At 71.3% G+C, this 19,880-nt stretch carries 14 protein-coding genes and 4 pseudogenes; 10 read left to right on the plus strand and 8 right to left on the minus strand.

Features of this window, described 5'->3' with window-relative positions:
* Positions 1-99 precede the first annotated feature (99 nt).
* Entirely contained in the window at positions 100-1,161 is a 1,062-nt protein-coding gene (locus tag IF88_RS0125820) for an AI-2E family transporter (protein WP_037807016.1), read from the plus strand.
* Positions 1,151-3,172 (plus strand): prolyl oligopeptidase family serine peptidase, encoded by a 2,022-nt coding sequence (locus tag IF88_RS0125825; RefSeq protein ID WP_030717158.1) that lies wholly within the window; start codon positions 1,151-1,153, stop codon positions 3,170-3,172. Before IF88_RS0125820 ends, IF88_RS0125825 begins: the two co-directional genes overlap by 11 nt.
* A 78-nt stretch (positions 3,173-3,250) precedes the next feature.
* Here the strand turns inward: IF88_RS0125825 and IF88_RS42885 are convergent, their stop codons facing one another.
* The gene (locus tag IF88_RS42885; RefSeq protein WP_037807019.1) at positions 3,251-4,885 is read right to left on the minus strand and encodes a PKD domain-containing protein; all 1,635 of its coding nucleotides are present in this window, start codon (positions 4,883-4,885) and stop codon (positions 3,251-3,253) included.
* A gap of 141 nt (positions 4,886-5,026) precedes the next feature.
* Positions 5,027-5,731, minus strand: a complete 705-nt coding sequence (locus IF88_RS0125835) for a TetR/AcrR family transcriptional regulator (RefSeq protein WP_051837550.1) — start codon at positions 5,729-5,731, stop codon at positions 5,027-5,029.
* A gap of 128 nt (positions 5,732-5,859) precedes the next feature.
* Here IF88_RS0125835 and IF88_RS0125840 point away from each other — a divergent pair, with 128 nt between their 5' ends.
* The 7 genes from IF88_RS0125840 (at position 5,860) to IF88_RS0125870 (ending at position 13,992) form a co-directional block, all read left to right on the plus strand.
* Positions 5,860-7,542, plus strand: a complete 1,683-nt coding sequence (locus tag IF88_RS0125840) for an amidohydrolase (RefSeq protein ID WP_037807022.1) — start codon at positions 5,860-5,862, stop codon at positions 7,540-7,542.
* Between the two features lie 110 nt (positions 7,543-7,652).
* On the plus strand, positions 7,653-9,323 hold the full coding sequence (locus IF88_RS0125845; protein WP_030717177.1) for an ABC transporter substrate-binding protein: 1,671 nt from the start codon (positions 7,653-7,655) through the stop codon (positions 9,321-9,323).
* On the plus strand, positions 9,320-10,288 hold the full coding sequence (locus tag IF88_RS0125850) for an ABC transporter permease (protein ID WP_030717180.1): 969 nt from the start codon (positions 9,320-9,322) through the stop codon (positions 10,286-10,288). Before IF88_RS0125845 ends, IF88_RS0125850 begins: the two co-directional genes overlap by 4 nt.
* The gene (locus tag IF88_RS0125855) at positions 10,285-11,199 is read left to right on the plus strand and encodes an ABC transporter permease (protein ID WP_051837553.1); all 915 of its coding nucleotides are present in this window, start codon (positions 10,285-10,287) and stop codon (positions 11,197-11,199) included. Before IF88_RS0125850 ends, IF88_RS0125855 begins: the two co-directional genes overlap by 4 nt.
* The gene (locus IF88_RS0125860; protein WP_030717186.1) at positions 11,199-12,203 is read left to right on the plus strand and encodes an ABC transporter ATP-binding protein; all 1,005 of its coding nucleotides are present in this window, start codon (positions 11,199-11,201) and stop codon (positions 12,201-12,203) included. The genes IF88_RS0125855 and IF88_RS0125860 overlap by 1 nt, the downstream gene beginning before the upstream one ends.
* The gene (locus tag IF88_RS0125865; protein ID WP_030717189.1) at positions 12,200-13,069 is read left to right on the plus strand and encodes an ABC transporter ATP-binding protein; all 870 of its coding nucleotides are present in this window, start codon (positions 12,200-12,202) and stop codon (positions 13,067-13,069) included. The genes IF88_RS0125860 and IF88_RS0125865 overlap by 4 nt, the downstream gene beginning before the upstream one ends.
* A gap of 119 nt (positions 13,070-13,188) precedes the next feature.
* Positions 13,189-13,992, plus strand: coding sequence for a class I SAM-dependent methyltransferase (locus IF88_RS0125870; protein WP_030717192.1), 804 nt, complete (start codon positions 13,189-13,191; stop codon positions 13,990-13,992).
* Positions 13,993-14,058: 66 nt separating this feature from the next.
* Here IF88_RS0125870 and IF88_RS45705 read toward each other — a convergent pair.
* The 3 pseudogenes from IF88_RS45705 to IF88_RS40825 form a co-directional block, all read right to left on the minus strand.
* Positions 14,059-14,172, minus strand: a pseudogene (locus IF88_RS45705) (DUF4188 domain-containing protein); the annotation flags it as partial.
* Positions 14,173-14,195: 23 nt separating this feature from the next.
* Positions 14,196-14,792: pseudogene (locus IF88_RS0125880) on the minus strand (RNA-guided endonuclease TnpB family protein); the annotation flags it as partial.
* A gap of 33 nt (positions 14,793-14,825) precedes the next feature.
* Positions 14,826-15,161: pseudogene (locus IF88_RS40825) on the minus strand (DUF4188 domain-containing protein); the annotation flags it as partial.
* Positions 15,162-15,309: 148 nt separating this feature from the next.
* On the opposite strand from IF88_RS40825, the gene IF88_RS0125890 reads away from it, so the two are divergent.
* On the plus strand, positions 15,310-15,969 hold the full coding sequence (locus IF88_RS0125890) for a MerR family transcriptional regulator (RefSeq protein ID WP_030717198.1): 660 nt from the start codon (positions 15,310-15,312) through the stop codon (positions 15,967-15,969).
* A gap of 17 nt (positions 15,970-15,986) precedes the next feature.
* Here IF88_RS0125890 and IF88_RS40830 read toward each other — a convergent pair.
* The 3 genes and pseudogenes from IF88_RS40830 to IF88_RS48240 all read right to left on the minus strand — a co-directional run bounded on the left by IF88_RS40830 (position 15,987) and on the right by IF88_RS48240 (position 19,865).
* Positions 15,987-16,939 (minus strand): annotated as a pseudogene (locus tag IF88_RS40830) (IS481 family transposase).
* Positions 16,940-17,457: 518 nt separating this feature from the next.
* Positions 17,458-17,973, minus strand: coding sequence for a hypothetical protein (locus tag IF88_RS0125900; protein ID WP_030717200.1), 516 nt, complete (start codon positions 17,971-17,973; stop codon positions 17,458-17,460).
* 14 nt (positions 17,974-17,987) lie between these two features.
* Positions 17,988-19,865 carry an amidase domain-containing protein gene (locus IF88_RS48240; RefSeq protein WP_234323697.1) on the minus strand — a complete coding sequence of 626 codons (1,878 nt, stop codon included), beginning with the start codon at positions 19,863-19,865 and terminating at the stop codon, positions 17,988-17,990.
* Positions 19,866-19,880: the final 15 nt, after the last annotated feature.

Consider the following 19,880-nt stretch of genomic DNA (forward strand, 5'->3'; position numbering starts at 1 on the left):
CGGCCGCCGGAGCGCCGGAGCGCCCGCGGACCCGCCCCGGACGGGCGAATCGAGGGCCCCGCCCGTGGCAAGGCGGGCCCGCGGTGGCATCCATGGACCATGCCGCCGGTGTCACCGTTCCTGCGTACGGCCGCGTCGTACGCCTGGCGCCTGCTGGTCGTCGGCGCCGCCGTCTACGCGGTCTTCGCCGTGCTGGGCCGCTTCCACGAGATCGCCGTGGCCCTCTTCCTGGGTCTCGTCGTCGCGGCCCTGCTGTGGTCGCCCACCGGGCGCCTCGCCCGCACGGTCCCCCGCACGCTCGCCGTCGCCGTGACCCTCGTCGGCAGCGCGCTGCTGGTCCTGGGCGTGCTGACGCTCGTCGGCGAGGCCGTGGCGGGGGAGAGCACGACCTTGGCCCGGGAGTTCCGCCAGGGACTCGCCGGCATCGAGGCGTGGCTGGAGCAGCCGCCCTTCCGGCTGAACCCGCGCGCGCTCTCCGACGTACAGTCCCGGATCGGCGCGTACCTCTCCAGCCATCGCTCCACGCTGCTCAGCCAGGCGGTCAGCGGCGCCGGGCGGCTGGTGCACGTCCTGACCGTCCTCGCCCTCGCCGTCTTCTGCTCGGTCTTCTTCCTGCACGGAGGCGACCGGCAGTGGACGTGGTTCTGCGCGCAGCTGCCCGAGCCGGTGCGCGGGCGGGTGGCGATCGGCGGGCGGGCGGCCTGGCGCACCTTCACCGGCTACACCCACGGCATCCTGCTGGTCGCGGCGACGAACGCCGTCCTCGTCGGGGTGTCCCTGTACTTCCTCGGGGTCCCGCTGGCCGTTCCCCTGGCGGTACTGGAGTTCTTCGCGGCCTTCATCCCCCTCATCGGCTCGCCGGTCGCGCTGGCGGTCGCCGCGGTGGTCGCGCTGGCCGCGCAGGGGCCTCTCGTCGCGGCGATCGTGGTGGCGCTGATCGTGGTCATCGGCCAGATCGAGGGCCATGTGCTGCATCCGCTGGTGATGAGCCGGGCGGTGCGGCTGCACCCCCTCGTGGTGGCGATCTCGGTGGTCGCGGGGGCCATCGCCGCCGGAGTGGTCGGCGCGGTGGTCGCGGTCCCGCTGGTCTCGGTGGTCTGGTCGGTGCACTCGGCCCTGCGCGCGGCCCGTCTTCCTGCACAATCGCCTGATGAGCCATGAAGACCCCTACCTCTGGTTGGAAGACGTATCCGGCGAGGCCGCCCTCGACTGGGTCCGGGAGCGCAACGCCGAGACCGTGGAGGCGCTGACCGGCACCCCCGGGTTCAAGGTGCTCGAACAGGAGATGCGGGAGGTGCTGGACGACGACGGCCGGATCCCGTACGTCGTCCGTCGGGGCCGCCACCTCTACAACTTCTGGCAGGACGCCGACCACGTACGCGGGCTGTGGCGGCGGACCACGCTCGAGGAGTACCGCACGGAGCGGCCGGCCTGGGAGGTGCTCCTGGACCTGGACGCACTGGCCGAGGCCGAGGACGAGAAGTGGGCCTGGGCGGGCAGCAGCGTCCTGGCCCCCGAACACCGGCACGCCCTCGTCATGCTGTCGCGGGACGGCGCCGACGCCTGCGTCGTGCGCGAGTTCGACCTGGAGACCCTGGCCTTCGTCGAGGACGGGTTCACGGTCGAGGAGGCCAAGACCCGGATCGGATGGATCGACCACGACCGGATCTGGATCGGGACCGACTTCGGCCCCGGCTCGATGTCCGCGTCCGGCTACCCGCTCCAGGTGCGCCACTGGTGCCGCGGCACCCCCCTCGAAGAGGCGGAGCCGGTCTACGAGGGCCGGCCCTCGGACCTGTCCGCCACCGGATGGCGCGACGACACCCCCGGCTTCGAACGTGACTTCGTCCACCGCCAGATCGACTTCTGGAACAAGGAGCTCTTCCTCCTCCCGGAGGACCCCGCCGGCCCGCCGGTGAAGATCGACGTGCCGGACGACGCGGGCGCCTCCGTCCACCGGGAGTGGCTGACCGTCACCACCAAGAGGCCGTGGCTCGGCCATCCCGCGGGAAGCCTGCTCGCCTTCGACTTTGACGCCTTCCTGGCGGGGGAGCGGGACGCCGAGGTGCTGTTCACCCCGGACGAGCGCACCGCGCTCGCCGGATACAGCTGGACCCGCAACCACCTCATCCTCAGCACCCGCGCCGACGTCTCCTCGCGGATGGAGCTCCTCACCCCGGGGCCCGGCGGCTGGCAGCGGGCCCCGCTGCCGGGCGTACCGCCGCTGTCCACCGCCTCGGTCACCTCCACCGACCCGGACGTGAGCGACGAGTACTTCCACCACGTCTCCGGCTTCCTCCAGCCGTCCACCCTCTACCGGGGCACGGCGGGCGGCGACGGCGAGAGCGTCAAGCAGAGCCCGGCGCTCTTCGACACCGCCGGCCTCGCCGTGCGCCAGTACTTCGCGACCTCCGCGGACGGGACACGGGTCCCGTACTTCGTCGTGGGACCCGAGGACCGCCCCGGCCCGGGCCCCACCCTGCTCTACGGGTACGGCGGCTTCGAGATCTCCATGGTCCCGCAGTACAGCGCGCTCACCGGACGGGCCTGGCTCGCGCGGGGCGGCACCTACGTCGTCGCGGGCATCCGGGGCGGGCACGAGTACGGGCCGGACTGGCACCGGGCCGCCCTCGGCGCGAACCGGGTCCGGGCGTACGAGGACTTCGCCGCCGTCGCCCGGGACCTCACCGCGCGGGACATCACCACCCCCGCCCAGCTGGGCATCGAGGGCGGCAGCAACGGCGGACTGCTGATGGGCGCGATGCTCACCCGGGACCCGGAACTGTTCGGCGCGGTCGTCGCCCACGTGCCGCTGCTGGACATGCTCCGCTTCCACAAGCTGCTCGCCGGCGCCAGCTGGATCGCCGAGTACGGGGACCCCGACAGCCCGGCCGACCGGCCCCACCTGGAGCGGATCTCCCCGTATCACCAGGTCCGGGAGGACGGGCCGGCGTACCCGCCGCTGCTCCTGCTCACCTCCACCCGCGACGACCGCGTCCACCCGGGCCACGCCCGCAAGATGGCCGCCCGGCTGCGCGAGTTCGGGCATCCGGTCCTCTTCCACGAGCACCTCGGCGGGGGCCACGCGGGCGCCACCGACCACCGGCAGACCGCCTTCAACGAGGCCCTCGTCCACACGTTCCTGTGGGAGCGGCTGACCCCGTCGAACTGATTCGGGGCCGGGGCCGGGGCCGTGCCGGAAAACGCCGTACGGCGGTTCAGCCGGCCGGTCCTGCCGGTGGGCCGGGCGTCAGTTCTTGGCGTAGAAGCCGAAGGTGTCGACGAGCAGGTCCGTGGACTGGTAGCCCATGTTCCAGAAGTCGATCACGTTGTTGACGCCGGAGCTCGCCTGGACCAGGTTCGGGACGGTCTTGCGGTAGGTCCAGTTGAGGTTGGAGGAGTTCGGCGGCGTCGGCCAGGTCTCCCAGCCACCCTCGTAGGCGGCCCACGAGTTGGGGTCCGGGGAGACCGTCAGGAAGCCGGTGCCCTCGGGGTTGGTGACGGTGGCGTTGGTGACGAGCGCGGTGACGTTCGTGTCCCCGCCCGCGACCCGGCCGTAGATGTAGGAGCGGCCGTCGAGCGGGCTGCCCCACTCACGGGTGTCGAACCAGCGGCTCGGGGCGGTGCGGATGAGCGCGCTCTCGCTCTCGGGGCTGTAGTAGCCCACGACGTCGACGATCACGTGGGTCCCGGCTCCGGCACCGTTGCGGATGCTGATCTTGCCGTCGGGGCCGATCGGGACGATGACCGAGTTGGCGATGGTCTGGCCCTGGCCGAAGTTCAGGTTCGACGAGGTCGGGGCCGCGCCGCCGGGGTAGACGGTCAGGTGGCCTTCCATGTTCGGCTCGTGGACGGTCACGTTGAGCGCGACGGCCTTGGCGCTGGCCGGGACGCCCCCGCGGCCGTGCACCTGCGTGCTGAAGCTGCCGTAGCCCGGGACCTTGCCCGTGCCCGTGCCGAGGCCCTCGCGGGTGTCGACGATACGGCTCGGGTTGAGCGAGGTGTAGCCGCTGGCGGCGGACTTGGAGAAGTAGCCGGTGACGTCGGCGATGAGGTCGAGCTCGCCCGCGCCGTGGTTGTAGATGTCCACGTAGCCGTTCTGGCCGACCGACGCGATCACCATGTTCGGGACGGTCTGTCCCGGGGTGTAGTTGACGTTCGAGGTGGTCGGCACCTCGCCGCCCTCGGCGTACACGCGGACGTGTCCGTCCTTCGAGGGGTTGGTGACGGTGACGTTCAGGGCCACGGCGGTCACACCGGCCGGGATCTGGGCTGCGCCGCCGACCTTGATGCGGGCGGTCCCGAAGGCGGGCACCTTCTTCGCGGGCGCGCCGATGCCCGCGCGGGTGTCCAGCAGGCGGGTCGGGGTGTGCGGGGTGAACTCGTTGCCCGCGGTCGGCAGGACGATCTGGTTGGTGCCGCGGACTCCGCTGCCGTCGACCAGGGAGACCTTCACGGTGTAGACGCCGGCCTTGGCGTACACGTGGTTCTCGGTCAGGTTGGTGGGGCCGTTGGCGCCCACCTGTATCTGGCTGCCGTCGCCCCACTCGACGAGCACGCCGAGCGCGGTGCCCGGGTCGCTGGTGACGGCGAGCCTCAGCTCCACGCCGTGCGCGCTGATGGTGTCGGCCTCCAGGGAGACCGTCGGCTCGGCGGCGGCGCCCGCGGCCTGCTGGCCGCTCTTGGCGGCCGGGTGGACCGTCTTGGCAGCGGGGCTGGAGACGGTCCCTTCCTTGTACGCCTTGGCCGCGATCTTGCTCAGATCGAGGTCGGGAACGGACACCCCCCGGTGGTCCGTCCCCTTGGTTCCGTCCTGGCCCGTCGCGTTGGCGACACCCGGGACGAGTCCGACACCGGCCGCGACGATTGCGGCGGTGGAAAGCATGAGTCGGCGATTACGCACCGGCCCCCCCATTTTAGTTTTTGAACGCGATCAGGTTTGAAGCTCGCTCAGAGTACATAGGTGCGCTGCTTCCCGCGAGCCCTTTCTGATCACGCCGTCGCGTTGTGTCAATGCCATGACATTTCAATCCGGGGAGTCCGTGCGGAGGGCCTCCACCCGCTTCTCGATCGCGGTGATCAGCGCCTCCACCCGGGCCAGGAAGATCTGCTCGTCCGTCACCTCGGCGAGCTGCGTGCTCAGTCGGGTGATGTTCGGGAACCCCTCCGCGTCGACCAGGCGGTACTCCCGGCTCCAGGAGGACTCGTCGGCCGCCCTGACGTCCGGGTCGAACAGCAGGTAGGCGGCGCGCTGGCCGACGTACGCGAGGAGCGAGTCGCCGACCATCCGGTAGTGGACGGCCGCCTCCGCGCCGTCGAGCCCGGCCTCCATGACGGCGCCCAGGATGAGCTCGACCACCCGGAACTCGTTGGGTCGCCGGGTCGTCCGGCTGGCCATCGTCGATCCGACCACCGGGTACTTCAGCGCCACCTCCAGGGAGCCGTCGGCGAGTGCCCGCAGCCGGCCCTTCCAGTCGAGCCCGTCGGGGATGCTGTCGAGCACCTCGCCGAGCGTGCGGTCGGCGACGGACAGCAGCAGCTCGTCCTTGTCGCGGAAGTGCCGGTAGATCGCGGTGGGGTCGGCGCCGAGCTCCTCGCCGAGGCGCCGGACGGTGAACGCGTCCGCGCTGCCGCGGGCCGCGATGCGCAGGCTCGCTTCGATGATCGCGTCGGGTGTGAGCTGGCTGCCCGCGCGCTTGGAGCGGGCGGGTGCGTCGGATGGCTTCGGCATGGTGGGGCCAGTGTAACGATGTGGAACAGAGGCTGCGCAACACCGTTGACAACAATGTTGCGCTCCCGTTCACTCCTCCTCAACAAACAAGCCGTGCGGGTCTGCCCGCCGAGCCGGAGGATGCGTCGATGTCCAAGAACAGGCAGCGGGCCGACACCGTATTCGTGGGCGGGAAGGTCTTCACCGCGACCGGGCCGGCCCCCATCGACGCCGCGGTCGCCGTCGGGGGCGGACGGATCCTCGCCGTCGCCGACGAGGCCGCCGTCCGCTCCCTCGCGGACGCGGACACCGAGGTGGTCGACCTCGCGGGCGGACTGCTCGTTCCGGGGTTCCAGGACGCCCACGTCCACCCCGCCGTGGCCGGCGTCCAGATGCTCAGCTGCGACCTGAGCGAGGAGCACTCGATCGACGGCTACCTGGCCGTCGTCGCCGCGTACGCCAAGGAACACCCCGAGGCGGCCTGGATCCGCGGCGGCGGCTGGTCCATGGACGTCTTCCCCGGGGGCACGCCGACCCGCGCCATGCTCGACACGGTGGTGCCGGACCGGCCCGTCATGCTCACCAACCGGGACGGCCACGGAGCCTGGGTCAACACCCGCGCGCTCGAACTCTGCGGCGTCGACCGCACCACCCCCGACCCGGTGGACGGCCGGATCGAGCGGGAGACCGACGGCACCCCGGCCGGCACCCTCCAGGAGGGCGCCGTGGACCTGGTGGCCCGCCACGTGCCCATCGCGACGCCGGACGAGGCGCACGCCGGCCTGCTCGCCGCACAGGAGCACCTCTTCTCCCTCGGCGTGACCAGCTGGCAGGACGCCATGATCGGCGCCTTCCCCGGCAACCCCGACAACTACGGCGTCTACCTGCGGGCGGCGCACGAGGGCTCCCTGCGCGCACGCGTCGTCGGCGCCCTGTGGTGGGACCGCGAACGCGGCCTGGAACAGATACCCGACCTGGAGGAGCGCCGCCGCACCGGACAGGTGGGCCGCTTCCACGCCACCAGCATCAAGATCATGCAGGACGGCATCGCCGAGAACTTCACGGCCGGCCTGCTGGAGCCCTACCTCGACGGCTGCGGCTGCGCCACCGCGAACTCCGGGCTCAGCTTCATCGACCCGGAACTGCTCACCGAGGCGGTGACCCGGCTCGACCGCTCCGGTTTCCAGCTCCACTTCCACGCGCTCGGGGACCGCGCCGTGCGCGAGGTGCTCGACGCACTCGCCGCGGCCCGGGCGGCCAACGGCGCCAACGACAACCGCCACCACCTCGCCCACCTGCAGATCGTCCACCCCGACGACATCGGGCGCTTCGCGAACCTGGGAGCGGCCGCGAACATCCAGGCCCTGTGGGCCGCGCACGAGCCGCAGATGGACGAGCTGACGATCCCCTTCCTCGGACCCGAACGGGCCGCCCTCCAGTACCCCTTCGGCGACCTGCAGCGGGCCGGCACCCGCCTCGTCGCCGGCAGCGACTGGTCGGTGAGCAGCCCCAACCCGCTGTGGGGCATCCACGTCGCCGTCAACCGCGCCGTACCCGACGAGGCCCCCCACCCGTCCGGGACCTTCGAACCCCTGCCGCCCTTCTTCCCCGAGCAGGCGCTGACCCTCGCCCAGGCCCTGACCGCCTACACCGCGGGCAGCGCCTGGGTGAACCACCTCGACGAGGTCACCGGAACCGTCGAGGCGGGCAAGTACGCGGACCTCGTCGTCCTCGACCGCGATCCCTTCGCCCACCCCGGCGCGGAGATCGCCGACACCCGGGTGCTCCGGACCTACCTCGACGGCGAACTCGTCTTCGCCGCGACGCACTGAGCACCGACACACCGGTCACGGACTGCCGGCGGACCGGGCAGTCACCGGCCGGGCCGCCACCGGCCGAGCAGCACGAACCCCACCACGCTCACCCCTCAGGGAGCCAGACGATGTCATCAGCCACATCGGGATCGCCGCACCACCGAAGCAGCCGGATCCGCCACGCCCTGGCGACCGCCCTCGCGGCGGGCGCGTTGCTCGTCACCACCGCGTGCAGCGGCACCACGGGCGGACAGCAGGACGGAGCCACCGCCTTCGAGCTCACCGACGCGACGCCGGCCGCCGCCGGCCCCGTCGACTCCTTCACCTGGTCGATCTTCGCGGAGCCGACCACCATCGACTACGCCTACTCCTTCGACTACCCGCCCAACCAGATCCTCGCCAACGTCTGCGAGAGCCTGCTCCGCTGGAACCCCGATCTGACGACCTCGCCGAACCTGGCCTCCTCGTACATCAACCCCACGCCCACCACCTGGGTCTACCAGATCCGCCCCGGCGTGCGCTTCCACGACGGGACCCCGCTCACCGCCGACGACGTCGTTGCCTCGCTGCGCCGCAACCTCGACCCCGAGACGGCCAGCGTCTGGGCCAACACCTTCCGGAACGTGAAGTCGGTCGACCGCACCGGGCCGATGGAGGTCACCGTCACCCTGGCGCAGCCCGACTCCACCTTCAACAAGTACCTCGCCGCCAGCCCCGGCACCGTGGAGTCCGCCGCCACCCTCGCCAAGTCCGGCAAGAACTACGGCAATCCGCAGACCGGCGTGAACTGCACCGGCCCGTTCTCCTTCGGCTCCTGGACCTCGGGCCAGTCCCTCACGCTCAAGCGGTTCGACGACTACTGGAACCCCGCCCTCAAGGCCAAGTCCGGGCAGGTGAAGTTCGTCTTCCTGACCGACGCGACCACCCGCGTCAACGCCTTCCAGAGCGGTGAGGTCGACGGCGGCTGGATGGTCCCGCCGACCGCCTACTCCCAACTGCGCGACACCCAGGCCGGGACCCTCTACTTCGGCCGCAACACCACCGTCGCCGACGAGGTGGTCGGCAACCTCAAGGGCCCGCTCGGCGACGCCCGGGTGCGCCGGGCCCTGCTGATGGCCATCGACCGCGAGGGCATCGTCAAGGCCGGCGCCGGCGGGGTCGGCGAGGTCGCCGACTCGCTCATCACCGACAACCTCTGGAACGAGGGGCCCGCCGCGTCCCGCGACGCCATCCTCAAGGAACTCCCCACGTACCCGTACGACCCGGCCAAGGCCAAGGCACTCGCCGCCGAGGCCGGAGTGAACGGCCAGAAGGTCGTGATCGCGACCAGCCCGCTGGACTCCCAGACGACCATCATCACGCAGGCCGTCGCCCAGGCCGCCACGGCCATCGGACTCAAGCCGCAGATCGACTCCGTCTCCGCGGAGAAGTACACGACGCTCTTCACCGACCCGGCCGCGCGCGAGGGCATCGACCTCTTCCTCACCTTCTGGTACACCTCCATCACCGACCCGCTGGACATGTACGGCTCCCTGCAGACCGGCGCGTTCGGCAACTACGGCAACTGGTCCGACCCCGCCTTCGACAAGGCCGTCGACAAGGCTGTCGCGAGCCACGACCCCGTCGAGCACATGGCCGCCAACGCCGAGGCCCAGCGGATCGCAATGCGAGAACTGCCCTGGCTGCCCCTCTACACCCAGCCCGTGAGCGTGTTCCTCGGCAAGCGGATCACCGGCGTCCAGCCGTCCATCGCCTACCTCTACCGCCCGTGGGCGGCCGAGATCGGGGCGAAGGGATGACCGTCGCGGTGGCACGGGCCGGACGCGTGCTGCGCAAGCTGGCCGGCATGGCGGCGACCCTGCTCGTCACCTCCTTCCTCGTCTTCTCCTCGCTGTTCCTGGCGCCCGGCGACCCCGCCTCCTTCCTCATCAAGGGGCGCAGCCCCAGCCCGCAGGAACTCGCCGAGATCCGCCGCCAGTACGGCTTCGACGAGCCGTTCCCGGTCCGGTACTGGAACTGGCTGGAGGGCGTCCTGCACGGCGACTTCGGCCGCTCCCACCTCTTCCACCAGGACGTCTCCTCGGTCATCTGGTCGCGGCTGCCCGCGTCCCTGCTGCTGATCGGCGTAGCGGCCCTGATGATCGCGGTCGTGGGCATCGGATCCGGCGTGGTGGGCGCGCTGCGCCGGGGCTCGCGGACCGACCGCACCCTGATGCTCCTGGTGACCGTGGGCGCCGCGGCGCCCGCCTTCGTCGCCGCGCTCCTGCTCAGGTCGGTACTGGGCGTGCAGCTGGGCTGGTTCCCGACGATCGGGAACGGCGCCGGAGTCCTCGACCGCCTGCACCACGTGGTGCTCCCGGCCGCGGCCCTGTCCGTGACCTTCGTGGCGCTGGTGACCCGCGTGACCCGCTCGGCGATGCTCGACGAACTGCGCCGCGAGCACGTCGAAGTGGCCCTCAGCCGGGGGACACCCCGCCGGACCGTCATCCGGCGGCACGTCCTGCGCAACGCCCTGGGACCGATCGTGACCGTCTCCGGGCTCCTGGTCTCGGGGATGCTGGTCAGCACCGCGATCGTGGAGAGCGCCTTCGGGATGTCCGGAGTGGGCTCCCTGCTGGTGCAGTCGGTGGACCAGCTGGACTTCCAGGTCGTCCAGGCGATCGTCCTGCTCGTGGTGGCCGCGTTCGTCGTGGTCAACGCCCTCGTCGACCTGGTGCACCCGCTGATCGATCCGCGCATGGCGGCGGCGGGGAGCGCACGATGACCGCACCCACCGCGAACCCCGAACCGGCCGCACGGACCGCCCGGGCCGCGACGGCCGCACCGGCGGCCACGGGCCGTCGCGCGCTGACCCGGCTCCGGACCCTCGGCGGCAGCCGGCTCCAGCAGACCTGCCTGCTGCTCCTCGTCCTGTTCGTCCTGGTGGCGCTGCTCGCGCCGTGGCTCGCACCCCAGGACCCGACCTTCGGCCGCCTCGGCGACACCCTCCTGGACCCGAGCACCGACCACTGGCTGGGCACCGACCAAGGCGGCCACGACACCTTCTCGGCGCTGATCGCCGGTACCCGCACCAGCCTTGCCGGACCCCTCGCCGTGGTGCTCTTCTCCACCCTCCTCGGCACCGCGGTCGGCCTGTTCACCGCCTGGCGCGGCGGCTGGACCGACACCGTGACCGGCCGGGTCCTCGACGTCGTCTTCGCCTTCCCCGCGCTGCTCCTGGCGATCCTCGCGGTGGCCCTCTTCGGCAAGGGGATGACGGCGCCGGTCCTCGCCATGGCGATCGCCTACATGCCGTACACCGCCCGCCTCGTCCGCGGACTCGCCGTCCAGGAGAAGGCCCGCCCCTACATCGCCGCCTATCAAGTGCAGGGCCACTCCGCCCTGTTCGTGACGGTCCGCAGGATGCTGCCCAACATCGCCCCGACCCTGCTCGCCCAGTCGACGGTGAACTTCGGCTACGCCCTGCTCGACCTCGCCGCCCTCTCGTTCCTGGGGCTCGGCGTACAGCCGCCGACCCCCGACTGGGGCGCCATGATCAACCAGGGGCAGGCGGCCGTGCTCCAGGGGCAGCCGCTGTCCGCGATCGTGCCGGCCGTGGCGGTCGTCCTGGTGGTCGTCGCCTTCAACGTCGTCGGGGAGAACCTCGGCGACCGGCTCGCGGGGAGGGACTCCTGATGACACTGCTCGCATACGAAGGCCTGAGCGTCACGCTGCCCGCCATGGCCCGCCCCATCCTGGACGGCGTCGACCTGCGGGTCCGCGCCGGGGAGGTCGTCGCCCTGGTCGGCGAATCCGGCTCGGGCAAGTCCGTCACCGCCCGCGCCGCCCTCGGCCTGTTCCCGGCGGACGCCGAAGTCGGCGGCCGGGTACGGGTCGACGGGACCGACCTGGTCGGTGCCGACGCCGCGGCACTGCGCGACGTACGGACCAACAAGGCGGCGATGATCTACCAGGACCCGCGGGCCGCCATCAACCCGGTACGCCGCGTCGGGGACTTCCTCACCGAACCCCTGCGCCTGGTCCACGGCTGGTCCAAGGCCCAGGCCGACGCCCGGGCCGCCGAACTGCTCGACGCGGTGGGCCTGCCCGACCCCGCCCGGCACCTGAACCAGTACCCGCACGAGCTCTCCGGCGGAATGCTCCAGCGCGTCGTGATCGCCGCCGCCCTCACCGCCGAACCGCGGCTGCTGCTCTGCGACGAGCCGACCACCGCACTCGACGTCAGCACCCAGGCCGAGATCCTCGCCATCCTGGGGCGCCTCCAACGCGAACGCGGCCTCGGCCTCCTCCTGATCACGCACGACATCGAACTCGCGGCCGCGGTCAGCGACCGGATCTACGTCATGTACGCGGGCCGGATCGTGGAGACCGCGCCCGTGGGGGAGCTCTTCACCTCGCCCCGCCACCCCTACACCGCCGGCCTGCTCGGTTCCTCACCGCCGCTCGACGGCCCGCTCGGCCGGCTCACCCCCATCCCGGGCGCCCCCATGGGCCTGCTGGAGTCCGCTCCCGGCTGCGCCTTCGCACCCCGGTGCCGCTTCGCCGAGCCCGGCCGCTGCGACCAGTCCGCGCCCCTGCCGGGGCGGCACGGCCCGGCCGAGGTCGCGTGCCACCGCACGGCCGAACTGGCCGCGGCCCTGCCGGCGCCGTCCCTCGCATCCCGCCCGGAGGACAGTTGACCACCGAACCCACCGCCCCCCTCCTCCAGGTGAGCGGCCTGCGCAAGACCTACCGGACCGGCGGCGCCGAGGTCGTCGCGGTCGACGACCTGTCGTTCACCCTCCGGGCGGGCGGGGCCCTCGGCATCGTCGGCGAGTCCGGCTCCGGGAAGACCACCACGGCCCGGATGCTGATCGGCCTCGAACGCCCCGACGCGGGCCGGATCCTCGTCCAGGGCGAGCCGCTGGCCGCGTCCGTACGGGGCAGACCGGCGCGGCTGGCCCGGGCCAAGGCCGTACAGATCGTCTTCCAGGACCCCTACCTCTCGCTGGACGCCCGGATCAGCATCGGCGCGACGATCGACGGCGTGCTCCGCCTGCACGGAACCCGTGACCGCGCGGTGCGGGCGGCCCGGGTCCGGGAGCTGCTGGCCCAGGTCGGCCTCGGCGACCGCGAGGCGGCCGCCCTGCCCCGCCGCCTCTCGGGCGGGCAGCGCCAACGCGCGGCGATCGCCCGGGCGCTGGCGGTGGAACCCGCCGTCCTGGTGCTCGACGAGGCGGTGTCGGCCCTGGACGTCTCCGTGCAGGCGCAGGTGCTCAACCTGCTGTCGGACATCCGGCGCGACACCGGGATCGGGCTGGTCTTCGTCAGCCACGACCTGGCCGTCGTCCGCTACGTCTGCGACGAGGCCCTCGTCATGTACCGCGGCCGGACCATGGAACACCGCCCCGTCTCCGAGCTCCTGACCTCGCCCCGGGACCCCTACACGAAGCTGTTGCTGGCCTCCGTACCCCGGCCGGGCTGGGACCCCGACTCGATCAGCCGGCGCCGGCGCCGGCTCGATCCGTTCACGAACGGGGGCCACCGGCCGGCCGCGGCGACGTAACCGAACCGTTCGGTAGGGGCGGCCGGGGAATCCGTACGGGGGATTTCCGGTGCCGGTCGTCGCCGGACGCCGGGTTGTGCCCCACCATCGGCGGATCGACCCCGGCCCGGGAGGACCCCATGAGCACCCCGTACGCGTCCGCAGCTCCGTACTACGCCCGCTACCGGCCCCCGTACCCGGCGGAGTTCTACGAGCTGCTCGCGGACCGGTTCGCGCTCGACGGGTCGCAGACCGTACTGGACCTCGGCGCCGGGCCCGGCCCGATCACCCTGGCCCTGGCTCCGCTGGCCGATCAGGTCTACGCCGTCGACCCGGATCCGGCCATGCTCGCCGAGGGGTCCCGGCTCGCCGAGGAGCGGGGCCTCGCGAACACCTCGTGGCTGGTGGGTGACGCCGCCGGCATCGGCCGGCTCTGCCTGCCCCGGATCGACCTGTGCGTCATCGGCCGGGCCTTCCACCTGATGGACCGGGACCGGGTGCCGGCCGATCTGGACGCCGTGCTCGCGCCCCGGGGCGGGATCGTCCTCGTCGACTCCGTGCCCCGGCCCGGTGTCCCGCGCCCGCCCTGGGCGGCGGTCGTCGAGGAGGTGTGCGCGCGGTTCCTCGGAGCCGGTCCCGGCGGGGCGGACGAGTGGGACGACGAGGACCGGCCGGGCGGGGCGGAGGACGCCGAGGACCATCTCGCCAAGTCGCCGTTCTCCCGCGTCGAGACCGTCACGTGGGACCAGACCCTGCGTCACACCGTGGACGAGGTGATCGGCCTCCGATACTCCTGCCCCTCCTCCTGCCCGGCCCTGTTCGGCGACCGCAGGGCCGCCTTCGAGTCCGAGCTGCGGCAGGCCCTGCTGGACCACGACCCCGGTGGTGTCCACAGCCGGACCGTCCGCGTCCGGGCCGCCATCGCGACGAGGCGCCGGCCGTGACCGTCGGGCCGGCCGTGACCGTCGGGCCGGCCGTGACCGTGGGGCCGGCTCACGGGGAGGGCCGGCTCAGTGGGAGGGTTCGGCAGCGGACGAGCGGTGGGCGAAGCGGTCGGCCGCGCGCCGGCCGCGGCGTTCGAGGGGCAGCGCCCCGGTGGCCGCGGCCAGTCCGAAGGGCGGCATGCCGAATTGACATCCTCTCCGCCCTAAAGGGCGGTGATTCCCGCCTGCCTGCCGGTGGTCACCGGCTGGGGCTTCGGGTGGGTTCCTGCTTCTTCGCGCTGTGCCGGGACGAGTCCCGGTCTTACCCGCGCTCCGCAGGCCGATTCCGCCAGTCCGGCGGTCTTGGCGACGTTGACCGCCGCATTGATGTCCCGATCGAGGACAGCCCCGCAGGCCCCGCACGTCCACACGCGGACGCTGAGGGGCTTGGGGCCGTCCTTGACGCCGCAGGCCGAGCAGACCCGAGACGTGGGCTCGAACCGTCCGATGCGTATGAAGGTGCGCCCGTACCGGGCGGCCTTGTACTCCAGCATCGCGATGAACGTCGACCATCCGGCGGCGTGTACGGATTTGGCCATACGGGTGCGGGCGAGTCCCTTGACCACGAGGTCTTCCACTGCAACCGCTTGGTTTTCACGGATGATCTTGGTGGAGAGCTGGTGGTGGAACTCGCGCCACGCATCGGCGGTCCGTGCGTGGGCGCGGGCGACCTTGATACGGGCCTTGGCCCGGTTCGCTGATCCCTTCGCTTTGCGGGACAAGTCCCGCTGCGCCTTCTTCAACTTCTTCCCGGCCCGGCGCCCTGAGGGACGGAGCACTGCGCAAGATCAGAGGTAGATCGCCTCGTACGACGCCTCGGGCGCGATGTAGGACTTGTGCCACAGACCCACGTGCCCGTGCAGCTTGGACTCGCGTTCCTTGCGGTTGATGATCGACCATGCCTTGTGGTGGAGCATGTCCGGGGCGGCGGCGTACGCGTAGAGCTTCTCCTTGGACTCCCAGTACTGGACCACGTAGTACGCGCGCGGCGAGGCGGTCAGCAGGACGTGCCCGAGCAGGCCCCGGCTCTTGTCCCGGGCCAGTTCGCGGAGCATGCGCGGCAGCGCCAGCACCACGGGCGGCCATTGGTGCACGGCCCGGAAGCGGTTGATGCGTATCCCGATGAGCAGGACGACGACGTTCCCCTCAGCTGCTGCGGTGGTACGGCCCGGTAAGGGTTTCGCGAACCCGCCGGCCTCCCGATCGCCTTATTGGATAGCGTTGCTGTCCAATTGTCAGGTGGTTGGATCGTGACACTGCCCAAAGGAAGGCTCAAGAGTGCGGCTCGCGGAGTTGAGTGAGCGGAGTGGTGTGGCCATCGCGACGATCAAGTACTACCTGCGCGAAGGGCTGTTGCCGTCGGGCCGTCGCGTCAGCGCGACGACCGCCGACTACGACGAGGACCACCTGCGGCGGCTGCGACTGGTCCGCGCGATGATCCAGGTCGGCAAGGTCCCGGTGGCGGCGGTCAGGAAGGTGCTCGAGCACGTCGACGACGATTCGCTGGGCCGGACCACCCGGCTGGGCGCGGTCCTATGGGCGCTGCCCCAGGACGACGGACCGGACGAGGGCGCGGAGGGCGACGCGGACGAGGCCGTGGTCGCCGCCCGCGCCGAGGTGGATCTGCTGCTCGACATGCTGGGCTGGACGACCGCCCGGGAACTGGGGGCGCTTTCGCCCGTCCACCGCTCGCTGGTGGTGGCGGTGGCCACGCTCAACCGGCTCGGCTACCCGTGGGACGCCGAGCTGATGGCCCCGTACGGCCGGCTGATGCACCAAGCGGCGGTGCGGGACCTGGACTTCGTGGAGACTCACCCCTCCGAGAAGGAGAAGGTGGAGACCGCCGTCGCGGCCACCATCCTCTTCCAGCCGGTGCTCAGGGCACTACACCGCCTCGCCCAGGAGGAGGAGTCGGCCCGCCGCTACGGCCTGTCGTGACCCGCGGCGCACCGGGCCTAGGTGTATTGCCCCGTGAGGTTGGGGACGCGGCTGGCGGGTGGTTTGCCTGCGAGCGCGGTGTGTCCGCGGTGGTGATTGTAGGTATCTGCCAGCCGGGGAACGCGTCGCGTCGTTCCTTCTCTGAGCGGTAGGGGCGGGCGTAGGCCCACTCCTCCAGCAGGGTGCGGTTCAGCCGTTCGACCTTGCCGTTCGTCTGGGGCCGGTAGGGCCGGGTTCGCTTGTGGGTGATCCCGGCTGTCGCCAGTGCGTCCCGCCAGGTGTGTGACTTGTAGCAGGAGCCGTTGTCGGTCAGGACGCGTTCGACGGTGATCCCGCAGGCGGTGAAGTAGGCGTGGGCCCGCCGCCAGAAGACGGTGGCGGTTTCCTTCTTCTCGTCCGCGTGGATTTCTGAGTAGGCGAGGCGGGAGTGGTCGTCGACGGCGGTATGGATGTAGCTGTATCCGGCGCCGGACTTGTTCTTGCGGCCCGCCGGACGGCCGAGGGTCTTGTGGCCTCCGCCGTCGGGGATGTTGCCGAGCTTTTTGATGTCCACGTGGACCAGTTCGCCGGGGCGGTCGCGTTCGTAGCGGCGTATGACGCGGCCGGTCGCCCGGTCCGGATGGGTCAGGCGGGCCAGGTGGTAGCGGGTGAGGACGCGATGGACCGTGGAGGGTGCCAGCCCCAGCAGGTGGGCGATGCGGGCCGGGCCCCAGCGGCGCAGGACGCGGACCTTGATGATCCTGCGTTCGGTGCGGGTCGGTGTCCGCCGGGGACTGCGGTGGGGGCGCGATGAACGGTCGCTCATGCCGGCCTCGCCCAGGCTTCGGTAGCGGGCGGCCCACCGCTGGGCGGTGCTGGGTGAGACCTGGAAGCGTTCAGCGGCCCGCCGAAGCGGCCAGCTGTCCTCGACCACGCAGCGGGCCAGGCGCAGGCGCCCGGTCTCGGTCAGGGGTGCATTACGGTGGGGCATGAGGGCCTTCTGTCGTTCGGTGGAGATGTCGCAATCCACACCGAACCCGGAAGGCCCTCACCCGTTCAAGATCCCTCAGCCGAGACCTGCGTCACCCGTCCACAACCTCCCGGGGCAATACACCTAGGGCACGATCCGCAAGCGCGTCCCCGCCTCCGGCGCGGCCAGTGGTCGGGCGTGGTCAGTTCCCGATCCAGATCCCAACTCGCTGAAGACCTCCGCGTGCGGCGATTCGGCAGCGGCGTCGGCCGCGGTGGAGCTCACCCCCGTCGTGACCTTGTCGGGGGTGCTCAAGTACGCCTGGACGTTGCTGCTCGATGCTGCACCTGGGGCTCGGTCCTGGGCTGCCGGAGAACGAGCGACCTCGGCCTCACGGGGACCGCGGCCGGAGGGCGGCGATCTCTACAGGAACAGGTGCCTCCAGGTGAGTGTGGTGCGAGTGGTCGATGCAGTGCGAAGGACGCCGTCCTGGGGGTGACCCACAGGACGGCGCCCCTTGCGAAGCGACTTCGGTCAGGTCAGCGCGGCGTCTTCGAGCCAAGGGCTCCTGGTGTCTTCGGGAGCCAGTCGAGGGAGCCCGCTGCCTCCTTCGGATCCGGTTCGCGCATGTGCACGCGCCAGCCGTCCTCGCCCGTCCTGCCCGTGAGCTGGACCAGGAACGCCTTGGTCTGGGCCGTGTCGTGGAAGTACACCACGACGGTCTGGCGCACCGACCCCTCGTCGTAGAACTCCGCGGTCACCGTGCCTCCGGCCCCCTTACTGAAGGCCTGGATCCAGTTCTGTGCGGTCTCGCGGGCCTCGTCCTTCGCCTCATCGCCGTCGGCGGCGAGCGCTTCCAGCTCGCCAGCCTTCCCGTCGGCGATCCGCCAGATCAGCTTCTGGGCGATCTGCAGGGAATCGGCGGTGGGATAGCCGACCACGCCCAGCGGTTCGTGGTTGCCGTAGTCGGTCGCGTACTGCAGCCTGTCCTCGTCGGCGGCGGCACACCCGGCGAGACCGCCCCACGCCAGAACGGCCACCAGGGCTGCGCGCACGGCCGGAGCAGACCTCATCTCGTCCCTCTCGGGCGGATCGCGACGATTGAGGCGATCGGCTTGGGGGTGCGCTTGTTGCGGGCGATGGCGTCGTCCAGTGTGGTGCGATCGGGTCCACCGTGCTGTGCCATGTGGATGCGCCCCCCATAGTTGGCGGTGACGACGGCGGCGTGGTCATAGGCGACGTCGCCCCGGTACTGGAAGAAAAGTATGTCGCCCTTGCGGATGTCGTAGACGTTGTTGATGTAGTAGCCGCCACGGTATCCAACCAGATGACGCTCCAAGTTGTCGGCCCCCGCCCATGTCCAGCTGGCCTTCACCGTCCAGCTGGCCCAGCCCGAATTCTTGAACCAGGCGCTGTCACTCCTGTACCATCCGGACCGCATCTTCAGGCCGCCACCGTAGTAGAGGGCCTTGGAGACAAAGTTGGTGCAGTCGTAGTAGTACTCCCTCTTGATGCCCACGTTGTTGTAGGCCCAACTGCCGGTTCCCAGACCATTGACGTACGACGCTGGGGCGAAGGAGGCCGTGCGGACGCCGCCGGCGGGTGCCTCGCCGACGGGGAAGCCGTCCTCGCCGAGCGTGAGCGCCCCGGTGTTGTCGACCGGCGGCTCTGCGACGTCTGCGGGTGTGGCGAGCACCTGGGTGGCCGCGGTCGCCGTCGCCGACAGGGTCTGACCCGCCTGAGCGTCGTCGGACTCGCTCTGGAGCTTGACGGTGTCGCCGGATACGGAGAACAGGAACCGCTTGCTGTTCTGACTCTCGGACACCTGGTCGGCGCCATCGATCCGGACCGTTGTCGTCTCCGAGACGGTGGTGCGCAGCAGCAGGCGTCCGGACGCTGCGTCGGTACTCGTCACCGTCTCGGTGAGAGCCGTGGAGATCCCCACGTAGGCCAGGTTCCTGGTGGCCAAGGCTTCACGCGCGCCGACCAGACTGGCCTCCTGCGTGCCGAGCAGATCACCGAAGACCGCTCCATGCGGGGATTCGGCGGCTGCATCGGCGGCGGTCAGGCTCGCAGCGATGGTGATCTTGTTGCGTGCGTTGAGGTACGCCTGGACGTAGTCCTTGTAGCGCGTGGCTCCGCCGGCCACCGAGGCACCGTGAACCAGTGCGGATCGTGAGACAGGGCCGCTGCCGACGGCGTTTTTCGCCGTCACCGCGACCTGGTAGGAGGTGGCGTTGTTGAGCCCGGAGAAGACGGCACGCGGTGCCGAGCCCTCCCACGTGCCGACCACGGTGCCGTCGCTCTTCTCGGCCTTGGCCAGGTAAGTGATGTCATGGGTCGCACCACCGTCGAGGGGAGCGTTCCAGGTGGCGACCAGGCTGGTGTCACCCGGGGTGGAAACGATGTCGCTGACGGCGCCCGGGGCGGTCGGCGGCAGGTACTCGACAGTCAGCTTGGGACGTTGGGCGGGGTCCGCCGCGGCACCCGAGCGGTATGCCGCCGCGGCGGCTGTGCCGGAAACGGTGAGGGCCGCACCCTCGTTGCCGCCGCGATCGGTCCAGGACTGCACCAGCGGGCCGAAGTCGATGTCGGCCAAAGCGGTGTCGACGGTGTACGTGTCCTCGCCCGCGGCGGTGAGAAGGTCCTTGCCGCTCTGCGCCGGGGTCCACTGCGTGGACAGTTCGTACACGCCTGGCTTCTGTGCCACGCACTGCGTGGTGCAGTCGGCCCTGGTCAGCGACAGCTTGGCCGAGGAGACCCGCGCACCCTTCGGCAGAGCCGAGAGATCTGCCTTCAAGTGGGTGGCCCACAGGTGGCCGTCGACCGTACCGATCCGCAGTTCGCCGGCCGGCGGTGTGGCACAGCCCGGCGTGTCGCAGTCGGTGGCGGTCGACACGCTCGCGATTGCCGTGTCGGTGATGGCCAGGGTCTGCGTAGCGGGCATCGGGGGCAGCGGCTT

The sequence above is a fragment of the Streptomyces sp. NRRL F-2580 genome (assembly GCF_000720115.1).
In the GTDB taxonomy this organism is placed as follows: Bacteria; Actinomycetota; Actinomycetes; order Streptomycetales; family Streptomycetaceae; genus Streptomyces.

Coding starts and splice junctions, on each gene's coding strand:
- IF88_RS0125820 (WP_037807016.1), top strand. CDS start 100: ATGCCGCCGGTGTCACCGTTCCTGCGTACGGCCGCGTCGTACGCCTGG.
- IF88_RS0125825 (WP_030717158.1), top strand. CDS start 1,151: ATGAGCCATGAAGACCCCTACCTCTGGTTGGAAGACGTATCCGGCGAG.
- IF88_RS42885 (WP_037807019.1), bottom strand. CDS start 4,885: ATGCTTTCCACCGCCGCAATCGTCGCGGCCGGTGTCGGACTCGTCCCG.
- IF88_RS0125835 (WP_051837550.1), bottom strand. CDS start 5,731: ATGCCGAAGCCATCCGACGCACCCGCCCGCTCCAAGCGCGCGGGCAGC.
- IF88_RS0125840 (WP_037807022.1), top strand. CDS start 5,860: ATGTCCAAGAACAGGCAGCGGGCCGACACCGTATTCGTGGGCGGGAAG.
- IF88_RS0125845 (WP_030717177.1), top strand. CDS start 7,653: ATGTCATCAGCCACATCGGGATCGCCGCACCACCGAAGCAGCCGGATC.
- IF88_RS0125850 (WP_030717180.1), top strand. CDS start 9,320: ATGACCGTCGCGGTGGCACGGGCCGGACGCGTGCTGCGCAAGCTGGCC.
- IF88_RS0125855 (WP_051837553.1), top strand. CDS start 10,285: ATGACCGCACCCACCGCGAACCCCGAACCGGCCGCACGGACCGCCCGG.
- IF88_RS0125860 (WP_030717186.1), top strand. CDS start 11,199: ATGACACTGCTCGCATACGAAGGCCTGAGCGTCACGCTGCCCGCCATG.
- IF88_RS0125870 (WP_030717192.1), top strand. CDS start 13,189: ATGAGCACCCCGTACGCGTCCGCAGCTCCGTACTACGCCCGCTACCGG.
- IF88_RS48240 (WP_234323697.1), bottom strand. CDS start 19,865: ATGCCCGCTACGCAGACCCTGGCCATCACCGACACGGCAATCGCGAGC.